Below are 24,962 nucleotides of genomic sequence, written 5' to 3'. Positions count from 1 at the left end.
GATTCTCACGGCAACTGCAGCATCACCGCGGCGCGGCCTTCGGCCAGCAGCTGCCCCTGGTGATGGATGCGGAAGGCATATTGCTGGCTGCCCTCGCCTTCCACCAGCACCTGCGCGGTCGCCTCCAGTGCATCGACCAGGTCATCGATGCGCGCCACATGCAGCTGCACGTCGCGCAGCGCGACCAGTACGCCCGGCAGCACCGCGCCACCCCGTTCGCGCCCGCGCAGGCCACCGTGCACGGCCATCGCCTGTGCACCATATTCGCAGAGGTGGATTGCGCGCAGCTGGCCGTCTTTGCACAGCGGATGCGCCGCATCGCGGTGGTTGAAAGCCCGTAGCGCGATGTCCTGCGCCGACCAGCTCACGACCTCGTCCCACAGGCACATGCCGCCCTGATGCGGGACCAGTTGCAGGATTTCCTCACGTCCCAGCATGTCCAGCCTCCTGCAGCGGATGCCGCGATATCAGCAGGGCCAGCACGAAATTGCAGACCACGCCCAATGCCACCGTGCTGCCGATCGCACGCAGCACCGGAATCGAGGACAAGCCAAGCAGGCTGAACACCAGCAAGGTCATCACGCTGCATACCAGCAAGCCGTGCAAGGTGCGCAGCTGGTCGGCATGGCTGTCGCCTGCGTGTTCGAAGAACAGCCCGTAATCCAGGCCCAGGCCGGCGGCGAGGATCAAGCCGATCAGGTGGAACAGGTTCAACTCCACGCCCAGCCCCCGCAGCACCGCCAGCACCAGCACGGTAGTCAGCAGCATCGGCAGCAGCACCCGCAACACGCGCCGTGGCGAGCGCAACGCCACGCCGACGGTCAGCGCCAGCAACAGCACGGCCACCGCCAGCGCCAACAGCACGCGGTTGCGGTAGTCGGCCACCAGCGATTCGGACGCCTGCTTCATGTCCAGCAACTGCGCACCGTGCAGGCTGGCGGTACTGGCCACCGCTGCCACGTCACGCAGGCCGCTCAGCGACACCAGCGCGATCGCATGACCTTGGCCCTGCACAAGCAACCCATCCACCGCCGTCGCCAGCGGCGTGCCCTGCAGATCGTCCGGTTGCAGTGGCGGCGCGACGCGCGCGCGCATCACGTCGGTGACGAACGGCGCGAATGCATCCTCGATGAAGGGCGTGCCTGCCACCGCACTGGCCAATGCCGTGCGCAGCGCTGCCTCGTCGGGCAGCTGCTGCTGGCGTTGCCGCTGGGTGGCGGCGCTGGGCAGGTAGCGCGCGGCCATGTCGTAACGTTCCAGCTCGCCATTGGCAACCAGCACATCCAGGGCCGGGCGCAGCTTCTCGCTGGCAGCCAGCACGGACTGGGCGTCGGCCCCGCGCACGGTGATGAGATAGCGCACGTCCGGCGCACCCAGCTCACTGCGCAGCTGCGCGTCGCGCAGCAGGTCCTGTGGATCCACCGGCGTCAGCCGACCCAGATCGTTCTGCCAGAACGCACCGGGTGCGAACGCCACCACCGCCAGCGCCAGCCCCGCGAGCAGCGCCAATGACCAGCGCGGGCGGGGCAGGTGCTGGGTGTGCCGCCACACCCGCGCCAGCCATGCCGAGTCAGCGAAATCGCGCGTGGCCGGGTCGATCAGCGCCGGCAGCAGGTAGCGGGTGGCGAGCGCGGCCGTGACCAGCGCGGTGATGGTGAACACCGACAGTTGCTTCAACCCGTCGACGCCGGAAAACAGGAAGGTCAGGTAGGCGATGCAGGTGGCGATGACGCCGGTGCCAAGGGTTGGCCACAACGCGCGTACGTTGTCCCAGGCCGAGCGGCCCGGCCGCTGGTGGCTGAAGAAGTGGATGGGGTAGTCCTGCACCACGCCGATCAGGGTGAAACCGAAAGCGATGGTGATGCCGTGCACGCCATCGAAGCCCAGCGCCACCGCGCACAGGCCGGCAAGGCCGGCACTGGCCAATGGCAGGAAACCGAGGATGGGCATCTTCCAGCTGCGGTAGGCGAACCACAGCAGCAGGATCATGCCGATGGTATCCAGCGTGCCGATCATGCCCGCTTCGCTGGCGGTGCGGTTGCCGATCTTGACCGAGAACGCGCCCGGCCCGCTCAGCTCGATGCGGCTGCCGCTGTCGGCGGCGATCTCGACAAATCGGTTGTTGATCGTATCCACCGCCAGTTGCTGGGCGCCAGGATCAAAGCCGGCCGCATGGGTCTGCACCAGCAGCAACGCCTGCTTGCCGGCGCGATCGAACCAGACGTCATCGATACGTTGCGGCGCATTGGCTGGTTGCAGGGCCTCGGCCACGCGCAGCACCTGCAGGGTGGGATCGGAAGGCAGCAGGGGTTCGATCAAACCACCGGCAGGCGAGCCAAGGTCCTGCAGGCGCGCCTGCAGTTCTTCACCGAGGCGGGCGCTGGAAAACGCATCTGCCGGCAATGCCTCGATCAGGTAGCGGTAGGGCAGCAGACGCTCGGGGAATGCCTCCAACCCGGCCTGCTCACCATTGGCAACCAGCTCGAACTGCGCATCGGCGGCCAATGCTGCACGCAGCGCGCGCGACTGCTGCGCCAGCTGCTCGGGTGCGGCCGCGGACAGTGCGACCAGCAACAGCCGCGCACCCGGGCCTTCGCCCAGCTCATCCAGCAGCAGCTTCTGCGCAGGGGTACGCGCATCGGGCATGAACTGGCGCAGGTCGCCGCTGACCTGGATGCGGCTGCTGATCCACATGCCCAGCACGCCGAGCAGCAGCAACCAGGCAATGGCCAGGCCAATGCGCTGCGCGGATGACAGCTTCAACGCGTGCCACCGGCACTGCACAGCCCATTCAACGCGGCGGCGTCGCGAACGGCGGCCGCGGCGGTGGCGGCACCGCCCAGCAAGGTGCGCTGCACTTCGCCCTTGGCCGGCTGGGTTTCGATGCAGCGCAGCTCCGCGTTCTGGCCGTGCAGGGTCACCGCCCGCACGCGCCGGGCCAAGGCCTCTGCCTTGGGCGTCAGCTGCAGTTGCCAGCGCTGCGCACTGCCGGAGGGCTGCAGGCGGTAGTTCTGCTCCAACGCGGCCAGATCACCGGCCAGCATCGCCCCGAAACTGGCCTGCAGATCGGCCAGTTCGGGCACGCGTTGCAGCGCGAACACCCGCGGCGGCTTGCCGGCGCGGGCAATGCTGACCTGGCCATCGGCGATGGTCGTTGTCTCTGCATAGGGCGTGCGCACCTCGCGGACCAGCGTGCCGGCATCCGGGCGGCGGTACTGGCCTTCGACCCGCAGCGGCTCCTTCAGCAACGCCGAGCCACGCAGTTCGACGAAGTTGGTCTGGCTGGGCGCCGGCTGCGCCAGTTGCCGCAGTATCCATGTGGCGTCGACGCCACTGGCCAGGGCGGGGCTACTGGCCAGCAGGCCGGTCAGCAGGCACGGGAGCAGGCGTCGCACGGTCTTGGGGATGCCAGAAATCATAGAAATTGAACCAGTTGTAAGGGGCCTCGCGCAGGTGATGCTCCAACCTGCTGGCATAACGGTGGATAAGCGTGGAAAGAATCTCCGCCGGGCCGCGGCGCGGGATGTCCACCACCTCGGCGAATGACTCGAAGCGCAAGTCGTAGCGGTTGCCGCCAAGGTACAGGCCAAAGGCCAGCACCACCGGTGCCTTCAATGCGTTGGCGATCAACCACGGCGCTGCCGGGAATGCAGCGTCACTGCCCAGCAGCGGGGCGGCGACGGCCGGTTCATCGGGACGCGCCCGGTCCACCAGCAATGCCACCATCGCGCCATCTTCCAATGCCTGCTGGATGGCCAGCACGATCGCGGTGCCCTCCTGTGCGGCATCGATGATGCAATCAGCCAGCTTGGGGTCGAGTTCGGCCAGCAGTTCGGTGATGGCGGCATTGTGCGCGCGGTCCATCAGCACCCGCAGCTTCAGGTCCGGGCGCATCCTGGCCAGTACCCGCAGCGCGTCGAAGCTGCCAAGGTGGGAACCGAACACCAGCACCCCGCGCCCCTGGTCCAGTTGCTGCAGCAAGGGCTCGGTACCGCTGCTGCGGATGTCGAACAAGCCCGTGCGGCCGGCCAGCAGGAATACCCGGTCGAGAATGGTGGCGGCGAAGGTATGGATATGCCGGGCCACTTCCAGCGCGCGCGCCGGACGCCCGCGCAGGCGCCGCAGGTAATCGGCGGACGCGCGCCGTTCGGCACCCCGCACACAGTAGAAGTACAGGGTGATCGGGTACAGGCAGGCGCGCGCGATGCCGCGCCCGCCATGCCGCGCGATGCCGCCGATCAGGCGAATGGCGAACCGTCCGCCGCCTTCGGGACGATGCTTCCAGTCCGCCTCGTTCATGCGCCTGCGTCGCCTTCGGCCAACACCAGCTCGCCACGCACCAGCAACTGGTCCTCGCGCAACACGCGGAATTTCCAGCGTGGCGCCTGGCCTTCCAGCTCCACCCATGCCTGCTGATCCGGCAGCAGTGGTGCCATGAACTTCACCTGCGGCAGGCGCAACGCGCCGACCGCCTGCCCCTGCTCGATCGCCACCGCCTGCAGTACCTGCTCCAGCACCACCACGCCAGGCACCAGCGGCCGGCCGGGGAAATGCCCGGGCAGGCAGGGATGATCGGAGGGAATACTGAACTGCATCAGGTGCTGTACCGGCGACTTTGGCACACAGGATACCGGCAGCCTTGTGTTTCAGCGCAGCAGGTCGCGCCAGAACGCCGGGCCCAGCTGGCCCATCTGGCGCAGGAAATCCCAGGCATTGCGGTAGGGCCGTTGCGGGAAAAACTGCGAACGCACGGCGTACTCCATTGCGAAAAAGCCACCGATCAGGCCCCAATCGGCGATGTTCGCGCACCACGACCATTGTTCATGGGTCACCGGCCACCACGGTTGGATGCCGAAGGCGGCCAGCAGACCGTCGGGGACGGCACTCATCGCCAGGCCCAGATTCACCGCCGCCAGCAGCACCAGCACCAGCGCCCAGGCAGCACTGAGGCGGCGCGTATAGCGCTCCAGTGCCGCGGTTACCGGCATGCCGGCGCGGCCGTACAGGGCCTGCACGATGCGGGTGATGAGCGGAATCCGCCCCGGCAGCAGTGAGCGCGCGAAACCCCAGGCCACCAGCAGCGGAAACACCACCGGCGGCGCCAGCAGCAGCATCCATGCCCAGGCCGAACCGCCCAGCCACCACAACAACGCACAACTGGCCGCCAGCAGGCCCCATGCCCACGCCTGCCGCCGCGCCAGCGGTTCCAGCAGGCACAGCAGCACCAGCCCGGCCAGGGCGGCCGCGGCCCACATGCCCTCGTTGCGCAGGCTGGCCACATGCGACAGCACCGGATAGGCCAGCAGCAGGATCACCCGCAGCGCCAGCGCCACCGGCCCGTGGCCGGGTTCAGGGCTGGCAGCAGTCACGCCGTTCAGACCGTCTTGTTGGCTTGGATATGCGCCGACAGGGCCCGCAAGGAACCGAAAATGCGGCGATTGTCCTCGTTGTCCGAGCGCAGTTGGAAGCCATAGCGCTTGCTGATGGCCAGGGCGAGCTCCAGCGCATCGATCGAATCCAGGCCCAGGCCATCGTTGAACAAGGCGGCCTCCGGGTCGATCTGCGCCGCATCCACGTCTTCCAGGTTCAGGCTCTCGACCAGCAGACCGGCCAGTTCGCGTTCGGCTTCACTTTGTTGCGACATTTCCACACCCAGGGCAAATAGAGGCGCAACGATCCGGCATCGCCGACTGTTGCGCAAGCATGACGGGTACAGATGCCGGGGTATCATTGCCGTCTCCGTGACACCGATACGCCTTGCAATGACGTTCCCGCTCCACTCCTGCCGCCTGTTCCGCTGCCGTCCGGCCCCGCGCCGCGCCTGTTTGCCTGCCCATGTCACGGGGCGTTGAGATGAATGCACAGAGCTCGGCGGCGGTGGCCGCCTCGCTGCAGGTGGACTACGCCGATCCGGCACGGTTGCCTGCGCTGCTGGCCGATCCGCAGGTGCTGGCCGTGTTCGGCTTCCACGCCGGTACCGCACCAGCAGCCAGCGATGATCCGCGCTACCTGCAGGTGGCACTGCAGGCTGACGGGGTGGCGCAATTGGAAGTGTGGCGCAGCGACAAGCCGGTCAGCTGCGGCCGCGATGCCAATGGCGTGGCCTGGGCCAGCGACGGCACGCTGATGTTTGGTGCGCTGCAGGTCGAGGAAAGCAGCCATGGCGGCATTGCCGGGGCTGCCGAGTACGCCTACGCACAGTTGCTGCAGACGTTGCCGGTGCACGGTTATCCGCACCTGCTGCGGATCTGGAACTACCTGGACGCCATCACCGATGGCGAAGGCGACAACGAGCGCTACCGTGAGTTCTGCGTAGGCCGCGCGCGCGGAATCGGTGACATCGACACCCGCACCCTGCCTGCGGCCACGGCGATCGGCCGGCTCGACGGCATACGCGTGCTGCAGGTGTATTGGCTGGCTGCATGCAGTGCAGGCACGCCGCTGGAAAACCCGCGACAGGTCAGTGCCTACCGTTATCCGCGCCAGTACGGCCGGCAATCGCCCAGTTTCGCCCGTGCCATGCTTGCCGCCCCCGGCAGCCAGCTGCCGTTGCTGCTGTCCGGCACCGCCAGCGTGGTGGGCCATGCCACCCTGCACAGCGACTGCACGCAGCGCCAGTTGCAGGAAACCTTCGCCAATTTCGATGCCCTGATCGGCGCCGCGCGCGCCCAGCGGCCGACGCTGCCCACGCATTTCGGCGCTGGCAGCCGCCTCAAGGTCTATGTGCGCGACGCCGCCGAACTGCCCAGCGTGCGGACCATGCTGGCCGCCCATCTGCCGCCGCAGGTACCGTGCATCATCCTGCACGCAGCGGTATGCCGGCGCGATCTGCGCATTGAAATCGACGGCGTCCACGACGCCTGAACCGCGCCGGCGCCGCCTGCACCGGCCCAGCCCCGCCTTCAGTGCCGCAGCAGTGCCAATACCGCGTCGCGCGGCAGCTTGCCGGTATCGTTGCGCGGCAATGCCGCCACCTTGCGCAACGGCCGCGGCAGGAACACCGGGTCCATCAACTCGCGCAGGTCCCGCAGGATCTCGGCTTCCTCGCGTTCGGGTGCCACCACCAGCGCGGCGATGCGCCCCACCGCATGGCCGGGCTCAGGCGCCAACTGCACCACTACCGCATCCGCCACGCCGGGCACGGCCTGCAGCTTGCGGGTCAAGTCGCCCAGCGAAGCACGCTTGCCGGCGATTTCCAGCAGATCGGCACGGCGCCCACGCAGGACAAAACGGTTGTCGGGCAACAGCTCCACCAGGTCAGCCAGCACCACCGGCGTTGCCAGATGCGCCGCATGCACACACGTACCATCCGGTTGCGGCTCCAGCTGCACACCGGGCAACAGCGTCCACGCCGTCTCCAGCGCGGTACGGCGACGCGCGAAGATACAGGTTTCGGTGGATCCGAACATCTCCCGCACCTCGGTGGAAAAAGCCTGTTCGGCTGCTGCCGCAAGTTCCTGCGACAGCGGCGCGGTGGCGGTGACGATGCCGGCCAGCGGCGGCAAGCCCACGCCCGACTCCACCAGCGCCTTGAGGTGCACCGGGGTGGTGATCAGCACCCGCGGTGCCTGCACCTGCTGCAGCGCGAGCACCACGTCCTGCGGAAAGAACGGACGCCCTGCCTGCAAGGTCGCCGGCGCCAGCAAGGGCAGCAGCACCGCCATCTCCATGCCATACATGTGCTGCGACGGCACCGTTGCCACCAGCGCCGGCTGCGCCTCGCCCCACAGGTCCTGCAAGGCTTGCAGGTTCTGCGCGGTGCTGGTCAGGAACGACCCCCAGGTCTTGCTGTTGGCGCTGGGTGCACCGGTGCTGCCGGAGGTGAAGCCAATCGCCACCAGCTGCGTATCCGCCAATTGCGGCAACACGCCGTCAAGACGCGGCAATTCCATTGGCAGGACGAAGCTGTCCGGTGGCAACGCCTGCTGTGCATCGTCAGCCAGGCAGTAGGTCTGCGGATAGCGTTGCTGCACATCGGCGACGACCGCATGCGCGCGCGACGAAGGCAGCAGGTTCACCTGACCGCGCAGCGCCACTGCGCAGAACGCGACCAGGAAGCGATAGCGGTCGTCGCACAGGTTGACCGCATGCTGGCCCGCCGGCAGCAGTGCGGCCACGCCATGCACATGCGCGAAGAAGGTCTGCAGATCGATCGACCTGTCCGCGCCGACCGCCAGCAGGCGCTGCAGGCCACCATTGGCCAGCGGGTGGCGGGACGGGGATGACAACTGCTCGGGAACAACCGACATGCGACTACCAGGACCTCGTTCGATGGACAGCCCATCGCGACGCCGGCCACAACGGGGCGGCCAGCTTGGCCCTGCGCGGCCCGGCTGGCAAGCCGGGCCATGTCGCCGGGGTTCAGTGATAGCCGGTTTCGGCCGTGACCTTGCCGCGGAAAACCTTGTACGACCACACCGTGTAACCCAGGATCACCGGCAGCAGCAGCACCAGTCCGACCATGCTGAAGCCCAGCGAGGACGCCGGCGCGGCGGCCTGCCACAGGGTCAGGTGCGGCGGCAGCAGGTAGGGCCACATGCCCAGTACCAGGCCGATGAAGCCCAGCACGAACAGCGCCAAGGTCAGCAGGAACGGCGGCAGGTCGCGGCGTGGGTGCATGGCGCTGCGCCACAGCGCCACCGCCACGGCCAGGGTCAGCAGCGGCACCGGCGACAGCCACCAGAAGTTGCCATCGCTGAACCAGCGCTCCATCACCCGCGACTGCAGGAACGGCAGCCAGGTGCTGACCAGGCCCATGAACACGATCACCGCCACCATCAATGGCCGCGTCAGCGAGCGCGCCAGCACCTGTTCCCGGCCCTCGGTCTTGAGGATCAGCCAGGTACTGCCAAGCAGCGCATAGCCGGTGACCACCGCCACCCCGGTCAGCATCGAGAACGGGCTGAACCAGCCGAATGCACCGCCGCTGTAATGCCCGTCCTGCATCGGCAGGCCCTGCACCAGCGCGCCCAGGATCACGCCCTGCGCGAACGAAGCCAGCAGCGAGCCCATCGCGAACGACACGCTCCACAACGCACGCGAACGGTGCGCCTTGAAGCGGAACTCGAAGGCCACGCCGCGGAACACCAGTCCCATCACCAGCAACAACACGGGCAGATACAGGCCCGACAGCAGCACCGCATACACCTGCGGAAACGCCGTCATCAGTCCTGCGCCGCCGAGCACCAGCCAGGTTTCATTGCCGTCCCAGATCGGTGCGGCGGTATTCATCATCACGTCGAGCTGCTGCTCGTCCTCGGCAAACGGCGCCAGGATGCCGATGCCGAGCACGAAGCCATCCAGCACCACGTACATCAGCACGCCGAAGCCAATCACCGCGAACCATGCCACCGGCAGCCAGGTTGTCATCTCCATGTCAGCGCTCCTCCAGTGGTTCGTTGGCGCCGGACAGCGGCCGCGCCGGGGTATGCATGCCGTCGTCGCGCGGCGGCGGGTCATGTGGCTTGGGCCCACTGCGCATGATCTTGACCAGGTACCAGATGCCCCAGCCGAACACGAAGAGATAGCCGATCACGTAGATGGCAAGCGACAGCACCGTCATCCACACACTCTGCGTACCGACCGCATCGGCAGTACGCAGCAACCCGTAAACCACCCAGGGTTGCCGGCCCATCTCGGTGACGAACCACCCCGACACCAGCGCGACGAAGCCGCTGGGCAGCATCCAGTTCCAGCCGCGCAGCAACCAGGTCGACTGCAGCAGGCGCCCACGCCACAACTGGAAGGCCGATATCCAGGCCAACACCAGCATCAGCGTGCCGATGCCAACCATGATGCGGAATGCATAGAACACCGGTACCACCGGCGGTCGCTCGCTGGCCGGCACCGAGGTCAACGGCGCGAAGCTACCGTCCATGCTGTGGGTCAGGATCACGCTGCCAAGCTTGGGGATGGCGATCTCGTAATCGTTGCGCTCTTCCTTTTCATTCGGCACCGCGAACACCACCAAAGGCACACCTTCGCCCGGCCTGGTTTCATGCCAGTGCGCTTCCACCGCCGCGATCTTCATCGGCTGGTGTTCCAGCGTGTTCAAGCCGTGCATGTCGCCAACGAAGATCTGCACCGGCACAGTCAATGCGGCGAATGCGACCGCGGCCACCAGCATCTTGCGGCCCGCTTCCACATGCACGCCACGACGCAGGTACCAGGCGCCGACACCGCCGATGACAAAACACGTAGTAATGAACGACCCCAGCGCCATATGCGCCAGGCGATACGGGAAGGACGGGTTGAACACGATCTGCCACCAGTCCTGCGGATGCACGATGCCATCGACCAGCGTGTAACCCGCCGGGGTATGCAGCCAGCTGTTGGAAGACAGGATCCAGAAGGTGGAAAACAAGGTACCCAGCGCCACCATGCAGGTGGAGAAGAAGTGCAGCCGTGGCGACACTTTCTCCCAGCCGAACAGCATCACGCCGAGGAAACTCGCTTCGAGGAAGAACGCGGTCAGCACCTCGTAGGTAAGCAACGGCCCGATCACCGTACCGGCTACCTCGCTCAGCCGCGGCCAGTTGGTACCGAACTGGAACGCCATGACGATGCCGCTGACCACGCCCATGCCGAAGGACACGGCGAAGATCTTCTGCCAGAAGAAGAACAACTCACGCCAGACCGGGTTGCGGGTACGCAACCAGCGCCATTCGACGAAGGCCAACCAGCTGGCAGTGCCGATGGTGAAGGCCGGGAACAACACATGAAAACTCACGACGAATCCGAACTGGATCCGCGACAACAGCAGCGCTTCCACGGCGCTTCTCCGCAAAACCTTTAATTGGGGCAATTCTGGTCCGGTATTGGTTAAGACCGGATGTGACCGGATGTCGCAGTGCGTCAAAAAGTCGCAGCGGCTCTAGCCCCTCCCTTTGGCCAAAGGCCAAGGGGAGGGCTTGGGGAGGGGTCAGCATTTGGCTGGTCCTGTAGAGCCGAGCCATGCTCGGCTGAGGCCTTACCGGTAAAGCCCCTGCCGAGCATGGCTCGGCACTACCCTTCTGCAGCAGCTATTCGGGCAGCTGAAACATTGCCGATTCCGGCAGCTCAGCCGCCGAACCCGGCCCCCATGACCTGTGGCCCAGCCTGCCGCAGGTGGTCGCTGCTACCCTTGCGGGGTTCTCTTTCACCGGTGCCGAATGATGCCCAAGCTGCTGCCCCTGTCCCTGCTGTTGTTGACCGCTTTCGGCAGCGCCCATGCCGCGCCCACGCCGATCACCATCGAGCAGGCCATGGCCAACCCCGACTGGATCGGGCCGCCGGTGGAATCGGCCTGGTGGTCGTGGAACGGCCAGCAGGTGGAATACACGCTCAAGCGCCAGGGCAGCCAGGTGCGCGACAGCTTCCGCCTGCCGCTCAGCGGTGGCGTCGGCCAGCAGGTCGCCGATGACCAGCGCGGCACCCTCGATGCCGCCGACCGGGTCTATGACAGCAGCCGCCAGCGCATGGCCTTCGTGCGCAACGGCGACGTGTTCGTGCGCGACCTGCGCAGCGGCGCACTGACCCAGCTGACCCGCAGCAACGACCGCGCCAGCGACGTCAACTTCGCCAGCGATGGTGGCGTCATCTGGCAGGTGAGCAACAACTGGTTCCATTGGAACCCGCGCAACAACGCCACAAGCCAGGTCGCCCAGCTCAAGGCCGACAAGAACCCGGCCGACGCCCCCAAGGCCGATGTGCTGCGCGACCAGCAGATGCGCACCCTGTCCACGCTGCGCAGCGACCGCGCGCAGCGCGAGGAACTGCGCGAGCAGGGCGAACGCTGGCGCCAGGCCGACCCGACCCGCGCCGCGGCACCGATCTTCCTCGGCGCCGATGTCGAGATCGTCAGCAGCGCGCTGTCGCCCGATGCCCGCCACCTGATCGTGGTCACCAAGCCCAAGGGCTACGACGAAGGCCGCGGCGGCAAGATGCCGCTGTACGTCACCGAGTCGGGCTACGAGGAAGCCGAGGACACCCGCACCCGCGTCGGCCGCAATGATCCGGAGCCGCATGCGTTCTGGCTGGCCGACGCCGCCACCGGCAAGGTGCAGCCACTGTCGCTGGACAACCTGCCCGGCATCGCCACCGATCCGCTGGCCGAACTGCGCCGCAAGGCCGGCAAGGACGCGCTGAAGGGCAACCGCCCGCTGGAGCTGATGAGTGACTTCATGGGCGGCGGCATCCGCTGGAACGCCGACGGCAGCCAGGCCGCGATCATGCTGCGTGCCAATGACAACAAGGACCGCTGGATCGCCACCACCAGCGCCACCAGCGCACGCCTGGAAAACCGCCACCGCCTGACCGACGCCGGCTGGATCAACTGGGGCTTCAACGATTACGGCTGGATGCCGGACGGCCGCACCCTGTGGCTGCTGTCCGAGGAATCGGGCTACTCGCACCTGTACACGCAGACCGGCAGCAGCAAGCCCAAGGCCATCACCTCCGGCAACTGGGAAACCTCGGCACCGGTGGTCAGCGCCGACGGCAACAGCTTCTACTTCCTGTGCAACCAGAAGTGGCCGGGCGATTACGAAGTGTGCAACGTCAACGCCAACGGCGGTGCCGTGCGCGAAGTAACCGCGCTCGATGGCGTGGAAGATTTCAGCCTGTCGCCGGATGGCCAGCAGCTGCTGGTGCGCTATTCCGCGCCCTACCTGCCGGCGCAGATCGCCGTGCTGCCGAGCAGCGGCGGTGAAGCCCGCCAGCTGACCGACACCCGCAGCGCCGAGTTCAAGGCCCGCGAGTGGGTGCAGCCGCAGATGGTGCAGGTGCCGTCCAAGCACGGCGCCGGCCACGTCTGGGCCAAGTACTACGGCCCGGAAAAGCTGGAAGCGGGCAAGCAGTACCCGATCGCCATGTTCGTGCACGGCGCCGGCTACCTGCAGAACGTGCATGCGCGTTATTCCAGCTACTTCCGCGAGCAGATGTTCCACAACCTGCTGGTGCAGAAGGGTTACATCGTGCTGGACATGGACTACCGCGGCAGCGAGGGCTATGGCCGCAACTGGCGCACCGCCATCTACCGCAACATGGGCCACCCGGAACTGGAAGACTACCTGGACGGCCTGGACTGGCTGGTCGAGACCAAGCAGGGCGACCGCGCACGCGCCGGCATCTACGGCGGCTCCTACGGCGGCTTCATGACCTATATGGCGCTGTTCCGTTCGCCGGGCACGTTCAAGGCCGGTGCCGCGCTGCGCCCGGTCGGTGACTGGCACCAGTACAACCACGCCTACACCGCCAACATCCTCAACACCCCGGACATCGACCCGGAGGCCTACCGCATCTCCTCGCCGATCGAATATGCCGAGGGCCTGCAGGACAACCTGCTGATCGCGCACGGCATGATGGATGACAACGTGTTCTTCCAGGACTCGGTCAACATGAGCCAGAAGCTCATCGAGCTGCACAAGGACAACTGGTCGATCGCGCCCTATCCGCTGGAACGCCACGGCTATACGCGTGCCGACTCCTGGCTGGACCAGTACAAGCGCATCCTCAAGCTGTTCGAGCAGGAACTGAAGTAAACATCTGCAAGGGCGCCGCGAGGCGCCCTTGCTGTTTGTGGGGTGCGGTGGTTTTTTGCGTAAAGCCAAAGAGCGCCCCTCCCCAACCCTCCCCTTGGCTGCGCCAAAGGGAGGGAGCCAGGCTGCCCCCTCCCTTGCGCGTAGCGCAGGGGAGGGTTGGGGAGGCGTGCTCTTGCTCTTGCTGTTGCCTTTGCTCCAGCACCACCCAAGCCTCCAGTACCATTCCCCGCACGGAGCCCCACCCGCTGGAAGCACATGTCCACGACTGAAAACCCCATCCGCATCGTCACCGCCGTCATCCTCGATCCGCAGCAGCGCGTGCTGGTGGTGCGCAAGCACGGCTCGGATACCTTCATCCAGCCCGGCGGCAAGCGCGAGCCCGGTGAAGACGCCCTGCAGACGCTGGTACGCGAACTGCGCGAGGAGCTGGACATCGGCGTGGATGTGGAACACGCCATCGCCCTGGGCGTGTTCGAGAACGATGCGGTCAACGAACCCGGCCGCCGGGTGCAGGGTGAGGCCTTCCTGGTGCAGCTGGATGACGGCACACCCCGCGTGCAGGCCGAGATCGCCGAACTGGCCTGGATCCCGCTGCAGCCACCGCATGGGGTGAAACTGGCCCCGCTCAGCGCCCAGCACATCCTGCCTGCCGCACGTGCGCTACAGCACCGTGCTGGGCAGGCCGGCTGAATCAGGCGATAGTTCGGCACCGCCCGACCTGCGAGCCAATGTGACTGCCCCCCGCCCCCGCCCCGACAGCCCCCTCCGCTTCATCGACACCACCGCCAAGCTCTCGCTGTTGATGGCGGTGCTGTCCATCCTGTGGTGCCTGTGCCAGATCGTGGTGGTGGTAGGCCTGGGCCATCTGGACATCGTCGGCTGGATGCAGGGCGAAGGCCTGCCGGTACCCGCGGTGTTCTTCTGGCTGGGCCGCCATGCCGCACTGCTGAGCCTGCTGATGCTGCTGGCGTCGGTGGGGCTGCTGGTGGTGTCCTGGGGGTTGCTCAAGCACCGCGAATGGGGCCGCATCGGCTTTGTCATGTTGCTGGTGCTGATCGCCGTGGCCAACCTGGCCGTCATACCGCTGGTGGACGCGGTGATGCTTGGCCTGCAGAGCGTGATACCCGCCGACATCCTGCAGTCGGAGCAGAGCCGCGAACTGCGCGTGCAACTGCTGGTAGGCCGCTGGAGCATGTTGCTGCTCACCTGCGGCAGCGCGCTGGTGATCGCACTGCTGCACGGTTGGCTGGTCATCAAGCTGTACCGGCCGGAAATCCGCCGCATTTTCAGCTGAACCCGCTGCATGTCCGCCGCTGCAGCAGGCCAGCCAGCGCGGCTGCGCTACAGTACGCACATGAACGAATTCGACCGTGTACGCGACTACCTCACCGGCCTGCAGGACCGCATCTGCGCCGCCATCGAGCAGGCCGACGGCCAGGCCCGTTTCAACGAAGACCGCTGGCAGCGTGCCGAAGGTGGTGGCGGCCGCACCCGCATCCTGCGCGATGGCGCGGTGTTCGAGCAGGCCGGCATTGGTTTTTCCGATGTCGCTGGCACCCGCCTGCCGCCCTCGGCCTCGGCCAATCGGCCCGAACTGGCTGGTGCCTCGTGGCGGGCCTGTGGCGTGTCGCTGGTATTCCACCCCAGCAACCCCTACCTGCCCACCACGCATGCCAATGTGCGCTATTTCCAGGCCGAGTTGAATGGGCGAAAGGTCGCTGCCTGGTTCGGCGGTGGTTTCGACCTGACCCCGTTCTATCCCTTCGATGAGGATGTGCTGCACTGGCACACCGTTGCGCGCGACTTGTGCGCCCCCTACGGCGCCGACCGCTACGCCGCGCACAAACGCTGGTGCGATGAGTACTTCTTCCTCAAGCACCGCAACGAGACCCGTGGCGTCGGTGGTCTGTTCTTCGATGACCTGCACCACGATTTCGAAACCGACTTCGCTTACATGCAGGCGGTGGGCGATGGTTTCCTCGATGCCTACCTGCCCATCGTAGAACGCCGCAAGGACACCCCGTACGGCGAGCGCGAGCGCGAGTTCCAGCTCTACCGCCGCGGCCGCTACGTCGAGTTCAACCTGGTTTACGACCGTGGCACGCTGTTCGGCCTGCAAAGCGGCGGCCGCAGCGAGAGCATCCTGATGAGCCTGCCCCCGCGCGTGCGCTGGGAGTATGGCTACCAGCCGGACACCGGCAGCGACGAAGCCCGCCTGGCCGACTACCTGGTCCCACGCGACTGGCTGTAGTGCCGAGCCATGCTCGGCAAGGGGCCTTACAAGCAGCACCACAACCTGTAGTGCCGAGCCATGCTCGGCAAAAGCATTACAAGCAATCCCCAACCGTAGTGCCGAGCCATGCTCGGCACTACAATTGGGCCCTATCGGTAATGCCTCTGCCGAGCATGGCTCGGCACTACCTGTCCTTCTTCAGGATGATGGTGATATGGCCATTGGTTTCCAGCAGGGCCACGTCGACTTCCTCCACCTCATCGCAGCCGGCGTCGCGCATGGCCTTGGCAAAATCGGCCTTGCTTACCAGCTCGCGGCGCAACACGTTCTGCAATACATGGCCGTGACGCGCCAGCACCACCGGCTCGCCTTCAATCACCCGCTCGACGATGGGGCTACGGGTGGTGATCCAACCCACGAAGTAATTCAGCACGATCAGCGTGGCCGCCAGCAGCAGGCCACCGCCCAATGACGTGTCCTGTCCCAGCAAGGCGTTCTGCACGGCATTGCCCAGCAGCACCAGCAACAACATGTCGAAGGGTGTGAATTGCCCCAGTGCGCGTTTGCCGGCCACCCGCACCATCGCCAGCACCACGACATAGACGATGATCGCGCGCAGGATGAATTCCCACCACGGCATGGCAAGTGCAAACAGGTCAGACATGATTCCCCTCCATCAACCGATGCGGCCATCCTCTGCCAACGCGGATAAAGATGCTGCGACAAATGCGGCGGCCGCAAGGTCGCCACAATCGGTTTCATTTGCCACAAAAAAGAAGCCCCGCCGACCAGGGGGGGGTCGACGGGGCCGGGGAGCGGGCATTTGGGGAGGAATCCCCGCTCCGAGATCTGCTCCAGGGGATGGGAGAGATCCGCGACAGACGTTGCGCCTGTCGAGAGCTATATCACCACCTTCAACCTTGATGAATCGTGAAGAATCCGTCTTCCTCCCAAAAATATTTAAGAGGGATTCATCCATTAAAAACAAGGGGTTTTCTTGAATACGGCGCGCCGTGACGCACCGTTTCATAAACTGGCGCATTAACGTTAAGAAACTGGAAAATCAGTGTGCCTGATCCCAGTTTTCCCCGATTCCGGTGTCCACTACCAGGGGTACACGCAATGTCGCAGCCGACGCCATCCGTGACTCGACTTCCGCGCGCAAGGTGTCGATGAATGCGGCATCGGCCTCGAACACCAGTTCATCGTGCACCTGCAGGATCATCCTGGCCTTGTCACTGTGCCCTTGCAGCCAGGCGTCCACGCTGACCATCGCGCGCTTGATGATGTCCGCCGCGGTGCCCTGCATCGGCGCATTGATGGCGGCGCGCTCGGCGCCGGCACGCAGGCCCTGGTTGCGGGCATGGATGTCATTCAAATACAGGCGACGGCCAAACAGGGTTTCCACATAGCCCTGATCGCGTGCCTGCGCACGCATGCGCTCCATGAAGTCACGCACCGCCGGATAACGGCTGAAATACAGCGCGACATAATCCTGCGCCTGGCCGCGGTCGATGCCGAGGTTCTTGGCCAGGCCAAAGGCGCTCATGCCGTACATCAGGCCGAAGTTGATCGCCTTGGCGGCGCGGCGCTCGTTCGCCGTCACCTCGTCCAGCGCGCGGCCGAACACTTCGGCCGCCGTTGCGCGGTGCACGTCGGCGCCCTGCTCGAACGCACGCACCAGGCCCGGGTCTTCGGACAGATGCGCCATGATCCGCAGTTCGATCTGCGAGTAGTCGCAGGCCATCAGCTTGCGGCCCGGCGGGGCGACGAAGGCCTTGCGGATGCGGCGGCCATCCTCGGTGCGCACCGGGATGTTCTGCAGGTTGGGATCTGACGAAGACAGCCGCCCGGTCGCCGCACCGGACTGGTGGTAGCTGGTGTGCACGCGGCCAGTATCCGGGTTGACCATCTCCGGCAGCTTGTCGGTATAGGTGCTGCGCAGCTTGGTCAGGCCGCGGTATTCCAGGATCACCCGCGGCAACTCATGCTGCTCGGCAATCGCCTCCAGCGCCTCTTCGTTCGTGCTGGGCTGGCCCTTGGGGGTTTTCACCAGCGCCGGCAGGCCAAGCTCGTCGAACAATACCGCCTGCAGCTGCTTGGGCGAATCCAGGTTGAAGGTATGCCCGGCCAGCTCGGTGGCCTTCTGCTGCGCGGCCAGCATGCGCGCGGACAGGTCATTGCTCTGCCGCTTCAGCTCGGCCGCATCGATGCGCACGCCATTGGCCTCGATGCGCGCGAGCACCGGCACCAGCGGCATTTCGATATCGCGGTACACGCTCTGCAGCGACGGCACCGCCGCCAGCTGCGGGCCCAGCACACGGTGCAGGCGCAGGGTGATGTCAGCGTCTTCGGCGGCGTAGGCACCGGCTTCGTCGATGCCAACCTGGGCAAAGGAGATCTGCTTGGCACCCTTGCCGGCCACGTCCTCGAACTTGGTGGTGGTGTAGCCGAGGTAGCGCTGCGCCAGCGAATCCATGTCATGGCGGGTGGCAGTGGAGTTGAGCACGAAGCTTTCCAGCATCGTGTCATCGGCATAGCCCTGCACGTCCACGCCATGGCGGCGCAGCACGTGGATGTCGTACTTGCCGTGCTGGCCCAGCTTCTTCTTGCCGGCGTCCTCCAGCAACGGCTTGAGCGCGTCCAGCACCTGCTGCAGGGGCAGCTGCTCGGGCGCACCCGGATAGGTGTGGCCCACCGGGATATAGGCGCCCTTGCCCGGCTCAACCGCCAGACTGATGCCGACCAGGTTGGCGCGCATCGCATCCAGCGCGTCGGTTTCGGTATCGAAGGCGAATTCGTCGGCGGCCTGCAGACGCGCAACCCAGGCCTGCAGCTGTTCGCTGGTGAACACTGTCTCGTATTCACCCTTGGCCGCCATGGCCGGATCAAGGCCGCTCACCGGCTCGCTGTCGGCTGCCTTGGCATAGCCGGCAGCAGTGCCACGCAGGCTGGGCTTGCTGTCGGCAGCCACGTCCGGCGCGGCCACGCCGCCCAGCTCACGCAAGGCCTGGGTGAAGCCGTAACGCGCATACAGCTCGCGCAGCGCCTCCACATGCTGCTCGCGCAGCTTCAGGTCGCGCGGTCCCTGTTCCAGCGGCACATCGGTGCGGATGGTGACCAGGTCACGGTTCAAGGGCAGGCGCGGCAGCGCAGCGCGCAGGTTCTCGCCGATCTTGCCCTTCATGGTCGGGGCGGCGGCAATCACGCCGTCCAGGTCGTTGTACTCGGCCAGCCACTTGGCAGCGGTCTTGGGGCCGCACTTCTCTACCCCCGGTACGTTGTCCACGGTGTCGCCCATCAACGCCAGGTAGTCGACGATCTGCTCGGCACGCACGCCGAACTTATCGATCACCGCCGCGTCCGAATCGGTACGGCTGCCGGTCATGGTATTGACCAGTACCACGCCCGGACGCACCAGCTGGGCAAAATCCTTGTCGCCGGTGGAGATGGTGACCTCCAGGCCGTCCTTGGCACCGGCCAGGGCCAGGGTGCCGATCACGTCATCGGCTTCCACACCGTCCACGCGCAGGATGTCGATACCCAGCGCCTGCACGATGTCGCACATCGGCTGCACCTGCGAGCGCAGGTCGTCGGGCATCGGCGGACGGTTGGCCTTGTACTCGGCATACATGTCATCGCGGAAGGTCTTGCCCGGCGCATCCACCACGAAGGCGACGTATTCGGGCTTTTCCTTCAGCGTGGAACGCAGCATGTTGACCACGCCGAACAGCGCGCCGGTGGGCTCGCCATTTGCATTGGTCAGTGGCGGGAGCGCGTGGAACGCGCGGTACAGGTAACTGGAACCGTCAATAAGGACTAATCTGCTCATGCGCTGATTCTACGCGGCGGGCCGCTGCTGCACGTGGACAGGCATAATCAGGCCATCCCATCCAAGGAACCACCACCATGAAGCCCTTGCTGCTGATCCCCCTGTTGGCCCTGGCTGGCTGCGCCACCCTGGGCGACGGCGCGCCGCCGGTAGATGTCAAAGGTGCGGACATCACCCGCAAGTCGATGGACAACGGCGATACCGTCGAGGAGTACCGCGTGGGTGGCACCCTGCGCATGGTCAAGGTGACGCCGTCCCGTGGTGCCCCGTTCTACATGTACGACCGCGATGGCGACGGCCGCATGGACGGCGACAAGGACGGCACCAAGCCGGTGTACTGGAAGCTGTATAGCTGGTGAGCCTTAGCTCCCTCCCTTGCGCGCAGCGCAGGGGAGGGCTGGGGAGGGGTGCTTTTGGCGGCCAATCCTGAAGGCCAGCAGGCCCACTCCCCCGGCAAAACAAAGCCCTCTAATCGAGGGCTTTGTTGATTCTGGTTGCTGGTTTCTTTGGAGACACAGCGAAAAGCACCCCTCCCCAGCCCTCCCCTTTGCCTTCGGCAAAAGGGAGGGGGCCAAGCTTTGCCCCTCCCCTTTGGCATAGCCAAGGGGGAGGTTGGGAGGGGGGTGGTTTTGCTTTGGGCTTTTTGTGGTTCCAGCCAAGAGCCCCCTCCACAGCCCTCCCCTGCGCTGCGCGAAAGGGAGGAAGCTGAAAGCCTCAGCGGATCACCAGCACCGGTACCGTGCTGCGGGCCAGCACTTCGGCTGTCTGGCTGCCCAGCAGTACCCGGGTGACGCCACGGCGTCCGTGCGAGGTCATCACAACCAGATCGCTGCCGCAGGCATTGGCGGTGTCGATGATGCCGTCGGCGGCGTAACGGTCCAGCACGTGGTGGGTCTGGACGTTGGCAACATCGGCCGCATGGGCTGCAGCCAAGGCCGGCTGCAGGATCTTCTGCGCAGCTTCCTCGCGGTCCTTCTTGTATTCCGGACTGGCCTCGTAGCCGGCGCTCCAGCCCATGGCGTCGTACATGCCCACCGCCCAAGGCTCGGAAACCGTGACGATGTCGGCATGTGCGCCCAACTGGGCAGCCAGTTCCAGCCCCTTGGCCAGGCCCTTGGCGGAAAGCTCGGAACCGTCGGTGGCGATCAGGATGCGCTTGTACATGGCAGTTCTCCTTGGATGAAAGGGGTGGTAACACCATTGCACACCCGATGGTGCCCCCATGCCTTGCGCCAAATCAAACCGGGACCCTCAAACGTTGACCCATACCTCCCAGTGTGGCCCGCCGTCCCAGCGGTAGTGCCGAGCCATGCTCGGCAGCCCTTTGCCCGTTAGCTCATGCGCGCGTCATTCCCCGGGTGCGCTGCGCTTACCCGGGCTACGTGGCTACATGGCTTACCGCTTGATCAGATCACCGTCAGGTTCGCATACGCCATCACCAGCCACTTGCAGCCGGCGTCGGCGAACTCGACCTGCACGCGTGCGTGTTGGCCGTTGCCCTCGTAGTCGGTGACCATGCCTTCGCCGAACTTGGGATGATTCACCAAGGCACCGAGCTTGATCGGCGGCGCTTCGATATTGGCGTGGCCACCCATCACCCGGTTTGCGCCGAGCGAGGCCGGGCGCGAGACCTGCACCTTGGGGCGAACCTCGTTCAGCAGCTCGCGCGGGATCTCACGCAGGAAGCGTGACGGGAGGCTGTAATTGTCCTGGCCGTGGATGCGGCGCGATTCGGCATAGCCCAGCACCAGCTTCTGCCGCGCACGGGTAATGCCGACATAGGCCAGACGCCGCTCTTCTTCCAGGCGTCCGCTTTCTTCCAGCGAACGTGCACTGGGGAACAGGCCTTCTTCCATGCCAGCCAGGAACACCAGCGGGAACTCCAGGCCCTTGGCCGAGTGCAGCGTCATCAGCTGCACACCTTCCTCGCCGGCCTGCGCCTGGCCTTCGCCGGCTTCCAGCGAGGCATAGGACAGGAACGCTACCAGCTCGGTCATGTCCTCGGCCCCTTCTTCGATGTCGTCTTCGCGACGCACGAAGCGCGAGGCCACCGAGATCAGTTCGTCCAAGTTGTCGATGCGGGATTCCGAATCCAGGGCGTTGCGGCTTTCCTTGCCCCAGTGCTCACGCAGCGCCGAGCGCGACAGCACATGCTCGATGCGCTCGGCCAGGTCCATCTCAGCGGTTTCCACCGTGATCTGCTGGACCAGGTTGAGGAAGCCGGCCAGTGCATTCTTTGCCCGCGAAGTCAGGTCATTGCCCTGCGTGGCCAGCATCGCCGCCTCCCACAGCGACAGCGCCTGCTGGCGCGCGATGCGCCGCACTTCATCCAGCGTGCGCTCGCCGATGCCACGCGTCGGCGTATTGACCGCACGCTCGAACGCGGCATCGTCGTTGCGGTTGGTCATCAAGCGCAGGTAGGCCAGCGCATCCTTGATTTCGGCACGCTCGAAGAAGCGCATGCCGCCATAGACGCGGTACGGCACCTGCTCGCTGAGCAGGGCTTCTTCGAAGGCACGCGACTGTGCGTTGCTGCGGTAAAGCACGGCGATATCGCCATAGCTGCCGCCATCACGCACCCACTGGCGCGCGCGCTCGACCAGGTAACGCGCCTCATCCATTTCGTTGTAGGCGGCGAACAGGTCGATCGGATCGCCGTCGCCGCTGCCGGTCCACAACTGTTTGCCGATGCGGTCCGGGTTGTGCGCGATCACCGCGTTGGCGGCGCCAAGGATGTTGGCACTGGAGCGGTAGTTCTGCTCCAGGCGGATGGTCTGCGCGCCCGGGAAATCCTTGAGGAAGCGCTGCACGTTCTCGACCTTGGCCCCGCGCCAGCCGTAGATGGCCTGGTCATCGTCACCGACCACGAATACATGCGCACTGTCGCCGGCCAGTACCCGCACGAAGGCGTACTGGATGGCGTTGGTGTCCTGGAACTCGTCCACCAGGATTTCGCGGAAACGGGCGCGGTAGTGCGCCAGCAGCGCCGGGTTGTCGCGCAGCAGCTCGTGCGCGCGCAGCAGCAGCTCGGCGAAGTCGACCAGGCCGGCGCGATCACAACGCTCCTGGTAGGCCGCATAGGCCTGGCGCAGGGTCTCGCCCCACTGGTCATGCGGCTCGGGCTGGATGTGCTGCGGTCGGCGGCCTTCATCCTTCTGCGTATTGATCCACCACATCACCTGCTTGGGCGGATACTTGCCGTCGTCCAGCTCCAACTGCTGCACCACGCGCTTGACCAGGCGCAGCTGGTCGTCCGAATCCATCACCTGGAAGGCTTCGGGCAGCTTGGCCTCGGCCCAGTGCAGACGCAGCAAGCGGTGGGCCAGGCCGTGGAAGGTACCAATCCACATGCCGCGGCTGCCGTTGGCCAGCTGCGCGTCGATGCGATGGCGCATCTCGCCTGCGGCCTTGTTGGTGAAGGTGACCGCGAAGATGCCGTGGGTAGGCACGCCACAGACTTCGTTGAGCCAGGCGATGCGGTGGGTAAGCACACGCGTCTTGCCGGAACCGGCGCCGGCAAGAATCAGGTGGTGACCGGGAGGCGCGGAAACGGCCTCGCGCTGGGCTGCATTCAGCCCGTCGAGCAAGTGGGAGACATCCATGCGCCCATTTTACGGGAAGCCGGCCAACGCTACCTGTAGTGCCGAGCCATGCTCGGCAGGGGCTTTACCAGCCCCCCTTTAGAGCGGCGTAAGCCGCGAAGCCGGCAGTGCTGGAAAGACCTCAAAAGCCAACCCCTCCCCAACCCTCCCCTTTGCTGCGCAAAAGGGAGGGGGCAGAAGCACTACAGGGCTTGTTTTGCCGCCACCGCCGCCTGCCCACGCAGATCAGGAATCGCCAGGCTTTCCCACAGGCTGCCGATACACAGGCTGCCAATCACCTGTACGCGCGGTTCGACCACACCCTCGGCATCGACCAGGCGGCCATCCGGTGCTGTATCCACGCCGATGCCATGCGGTCCTGCCCGCCCCACGCCACTGCCCAGCAATTGCTGCAGCAGCGGGTTGCGCATGGCCTGCGCACGCATCTCCACGCCGGTGGCGTTGATCACGCATTGCACTTCCAGCTGCAGCGGCCTGCGCCAGCGGTCCAACCCAGCCAGGCGCACGCACGCACCTTCGGCCACGGCGGTCTCCAGGCGGCCGCGATGCAGCTGCAGGCGGCCCTGCCGCTGCACGTCCAGCAGCTGCGCATGCAGCGGGGCGGAGATGCGGTGCCGATGTACATCCCAGTAGCGCACCACATGGCGCAGGAAGCGCCGTTGGTCGTCGGCCGACAGGCTTTGCCACAGGGCCTGGCCCAGCGGCCGGATGCGCTCCATCACGCTCTGCCAAGGAATGCCCCGCACGGCCGCGTCGGCGGCATGCTGGCGCAGGGCATGCAGGCGCTGGCGCAGGTTCATCACCAGCAGCGGCGCGGGGTCGTAGTCGGCCGGTGCGCCCTTGGCATGCGGCAGCGGCAGCAACGCATGCCGCGACATCACGTGGATGCGCCCACGGTGGCCGTTGGCCTGCAGCGTGGCCACCGCATCAGCCATGCTCAGGCCGGAGCCGATGATCGCCACGTCGGCTGCAACGGGAATATCCGCCATCGCAGCGTAATCCCAGGCCTCGATGCGCTTGGCTTCGGGCAGGCTGCTGGCACCACGCGCCGGCAAGGGCCGTAGCGCATTGCCGACCGCAAGAATCACCTTGCCAGCCTGCACGTCGCGCCCCGAATCCAGTCGCAGCCGCACCGCATCCACTTCCGGCTGCAAGGCCTGCACGCGCGCGGCAATGATTTCCAGCTGTGCCGGACTGGTATCCACGGCTTGCTGCAGACGCTCGCGCAGGTAATTGGCGTAGTGGCCGCGCGATACAAACTGCGCCGCCAGGGTTTCCCGCGGGATACCTGCGAAGGCCGGCACAGTACCCAGGTAATCGAGGAAATCCTCGGGCTGTTCAGGAAAGCCACTCATCTTCGCGGCGGGCACGTTCAGCACATGCTCCTCGCGCGGGGTGGCGTAGGCCACGCCACGGCCCAGCGGCAACGACGGCTCGATCATCAACAAGCGCAGCGGCCGCCGTGCGCCGCGCAGGATGCCGATGGCGGCCAACACACCAGCGGCACCGCCGCCGACGATGGCTACTTCACACACAGTGGGCGTATCGATTGCACTCATCTGTCCGATTGTAGGCGATGACTTGTACCCCACTGATGCTGCCGCTGCATGTGTTCATGCAGGCAGGTCGGGAACTTTTTCACGGCACTGAAACACAAAACCCGCCTTGCGGCGGGTTCTGTGTGGAACAGCAGTTCAAACAATCCGGAGGGATTACTTGATCTTGCCTTCCTTGTACATCACGTGCTTGCGAACAACCGGATCGTACTTCAGGAA

At 65.9% G+C, this 24,962-nt stretch carries 22 protein-coding genes; 6 read left to right on the top strand and 16 right to left on the bottom strand.

What is annotated here, in order from left to right:
• Positions 1–5: 5 nt before the first annotated feature.
• From B2527_RS01430 to B2527_RS01400, 7 genes are all read right to left on the bottom strand, one after another.
• Positions 6–437: a phosphotransferase gene (locus B2527_RS01430; RefSeq protein ID WP_293705720.1), complete on the bottom strand. Its 432-nt coding sequence runs from the start codon at positions 435–437 to the stop codon at positions 6–8.
• Positions 424–2,694, bottom strand: coding sequence for an MMPL family transporter (locus B2527_RS01425; RefSeq protein WP_293705751.1), 2,271 nt, complete (start codon positions 2,692–2,694; stop codon positions 424–426). The genes B2527_RS01430 and B2527_RS01425 overlap by 14 nt, the downstream gene beginning before the upstream one ends.
• A gap of 65 nt (positions 2,695–2,759) precedes the next feature.
• Positions 2,760–3,419 carry a LolA-related protein gene (locus B2527_RS01420; protein ID WP_414716958.1) on the bottom strand — a complete coding sequence of 220 codons (660 nt, stop codon included), beginning with the start codon at positions 3,417–3,419 and terminating at the stop codon, positions 2,760–2,762.
• A complete protein-coding gene (locus tag B2527_RS01415) occupies positions 3,349–4,299 on the bottom strand; it encodes an acyltransferase (RefSeq protein WP_343124732.1) in 951 nt (316 codons plus the stop codon). Before B2527_RS01415 ends, B2527_RS01420 begins: the two co-directional genes overlap by 71 nt.
• The gene (locus B2527_RS01410; RefSeq protein ID WP_293705719.1) at positions 4,296–4,595 is read right to left on the bottom strand and encodes a 3-hydroxyacyl-ACP dehydratase FabZ family protein; all 300 of its coding nucleotides are present in this window, start codon (positions 4,593–4,595) and stop codon (positions 4,296–4,298) included. Before B2527_RS01410 ends, B2527_RS01415 begins: the two co-directional genes overlap by 4 nt.
• Before the next feature lie 51 nt (positions 4,596–4,646).
• The gene (locus tag B2527_RS01405; RefSeq protein WP_293705718.1) at positions 4,647–5,369 is read right to left on the bottom strand and encodes a ketosynthase; all 723 of its coding nucleotides are present in this window, start codon (positions 5,367–5,369) and stop codon (positions 4,647–4,649) included.
• 5 nt (positions 5,370–5,374) lie between these two features.
• Positions 5,375–5,644 carry a phosphopantetheine-binding protein gene (locus B2527_RS01400; protein WP_293705717.1) on the bottom strand — a complete coding sequence of 90 codons (270 nt, stop codon included), beginning with the start codon at positions 5,642–5,644 and terminating at the stop codon, positions 5,375–5,377.
• Between the two features lie 209 nt (positions 5,645–5,853).
• Here B2527_RS01400 and B2527_RS01395 point away from each other — a divergent pair, with 209 nt between their 5' ends.
• Positions 5,854–6,864 carry a pteridine-dependent deoxygenase gene (locus B2527_RS01395; protein ID WP_293705716.1) on the top strand — a complete coding sequence of 337 codons (1,011 nt, stop codon included), beginning with the start codon at positions 5,854–5,856 and terminating at the stop codon, positions 6,862–6,864.
• A gap of 38 nt (positions 6,865–6,902) precedes the next feature.
• On the opposite strand, the gene B2527_RS01390 is transcribed toward B2527_RS01395, so the two are convergent.
• From B2527_RS01390 to B2527_RS01380, 3 genes are all read right to left on the bottom strand, one after another.
• Positions 6,903–8,249, bottom strand: coding sequence for an AMP-binding protein (locus B2527_RS01390; RefSeq protein ID WP_293705715.1), 1,347 nt, complete (start codon positions 8,247–8,249; stop codon positions 6,903–6,905).
• Between the two features lie 112 nt (positions 8,250–8,361).
• On the bottom strand, positions 8,362–9,375 hold the full coding sequence (gene cydB / locus B2527_RS01385) for a cytochrome d ubiquinol oxidase subunit II (protein WP_293705714.1): 1,014 nt from the start codon (positions 9,373–9,375) through the stop codon (positions 8,362–8,364).
• Between the two features lies 1 nt (position 9,376).
• Positions 9,377–10,771 carry a cytochrome ubiquinol oxidase subunit I gene (locus B2527_RS01380; RefSeq protein ID WP_293705713.1) on the bottom strand — a complete coding sequence of 465 codons (1,395 nt, stop codon included), beginning with the start codon at positions 10,769–10,771 and terminating at the stop codon, positions 9,377–9,379.
• 382 nt (positions 10,772–11,153) lie between these two features.
• Between B2527_RS01380 and B2527_RS01375 the strand changes: the two genes are divergently transcribed.
• The 4 genes from B2527_RS01375 to hemF all read left to right on the top strand — a co-directional run bounded on the left by B2527_RS01375 (position 11,154) and on the right by hemF (position 15,771).
• Positions 11,154–13,520 carry a S9 family peptidase gene (locus tag B2527_RS01375; RefSeq protein ID WP_293705712.1) on the top strand — a complete coding sequence of 789 codons (2,367 nt, stop codon included), beginning with the start codon at positions 11,154–11,156 and terminating at the stop codon, positions 13,518–13,520.
• 255 nt (positions 13,521–13,775) lie between these two features.
• Positions 13,776–14,210 carry an NUDIX hydrolase gene (locus tag B2527_RS01370; RefSeq protein ID WP_293705711.1) on the top strand — a complete coding sequence of 145 codons (435 nt, stop codon included), beginning with the start codon at positions 13,776–13,778 and terminating at the stop codon, positions 14,208–14,210.
• 40 nt (positions 14,211–14,250) lie between these two features.
• On the top strand, positions 14,251–14,814 hold the full coding sequence (locus B2527_RS01365; protein ID WP_293705710.1) for a hypothetical protein: 564 nt from the start codon (positions 14,251–14,253) through the stop codon (positions 14,812–14,814).
• Between the two features lie 60 nt (positions 14,815–14,874).
• Positions 14,875–15,771: an oxygen-dependent coproporphyrinogen oxidase gene (gene hemF, locus B2527_RS01360; RefSeq protein WP_293705709.1), complete on the top strand. Its 897-nt coding sequence runs from the start codon at positions 14,875–14,877 to the stop codon at positions 15,769–15,771.
• Positions 15,772–15,937: 166 nt separating this feature from the next.
• Here the strand turns inward: hemF and B2527_RS01355 are convergent, their stop codons facing one another.
• Complete coding sequence (locus B2527_RS01355) at positions 15,938–16,417, bottom strand: DUF421 domain-containing protein (RefSeq protein ID WP_293705708.1); 480 nt, start codon at positions 16,415–16,417, stop codon at positions 15,938–15,940.
• A 399-nt stretch (positions 16,418–16,816) separates the two neighbouring features.
• Positions 16,817–19,585 carry a DNA polymerase I gene (polA, locus tag B2527_RS01350; protein WP_293705706.1) on the bottom strand — a complete coding sequence of 923 codons (2,769 nt, stop codon included), beginning with the start codon at positions 19,583–19,585 and terminating at the stop codon, positions 16,817–16,819.
• Between the two features lie 77 nt (positions 19,586–19,662).
• Here polA and B2527_RS01345 point away from each other — a divergent pair, with 77 nt between their 5' ends.
• Positions 19,663–19,944 (top strand): DUF2782 domain-containing protein, encoded by a 282-nt coding sequence (locus B2527_RS01345; RefSeq protein ID WP_293705705.1) that lies wholly within the window; start codon positions 19,663–19,665, stop codon positions 19,942–19,944.
• 355 nt (positions 19,945–20,299) lie between these two features.
• On the opposite strand, the gene B2527_RS01340 is transcribed toward B2527_RS01345, so the two are convergent.
• The 4 genes from B2527_RS01340 to rpmG all read right to left on the bottom strand — a co-directional run bounded on the left by B2527_RS01340 (position 20,300) and on the right by rpmG (position 24,959).
• Positions 20,300–20,749, bottom strand: a complete 450-nt coding sequence (locus B2527_RS01340) for a universal stress protein (RefSeq protein WP_293705704.1) — start codon at positions 20,747–20,749, stop codon at positions 20,300–20,302.
• Between the two features lie 242 nt (positions 20,750–20,991).
• Complete coding sequence (uvrD, locus tag B2527_RS01335) at positions 20,992–23,187, bottom strand: DNA helicase II (RefSeq protein WP_293705703.1); 2,196 nt, start codon at positions 23,185–23,187, stop codon at positions 20,992–20,994.
• 182 nt (positions 23,188–23,369) lie between these two features.
• Complete coding sequence (locus B2527_RS01330) at positions 23,370–24,746, bottom strand: FAD/NAD(P)-binding protein (protein ID WP_293705701.1); 1,377 nt, start codon at positions 24,744–24,746, stop codon at positions 23,370–23,372.
• Positions 24,747–24,899: 153 nt separating this feature from the next.
• Complete coding sequence (gene rpmG / locus B2527_RS19550; protein ID WP_414716961.1) at positions 24,900–24,959, bottom strand: 50S ribosomal protein L33; 60 nt, start codon at positions 24,957–24,959, stop codon at positions 24,900–24,902.
• Positions 24,960–24,962: the final 3 nt, after the last annotated feature.

This window comes from Stenotrophomonas sp. UBA7606 (genome assembly GCF_002477705.1).
Lineage (GTDB): Bacteria > Pseudomonadota > Gammaproteobacteria > Xanthomonadales > Xanthomonadaceae > Stenotrophomonas.
Note: the sequence above shows the minus strand (reverse complement) of the source record. Positions and strands in the feature narration are given on the sequence as shown.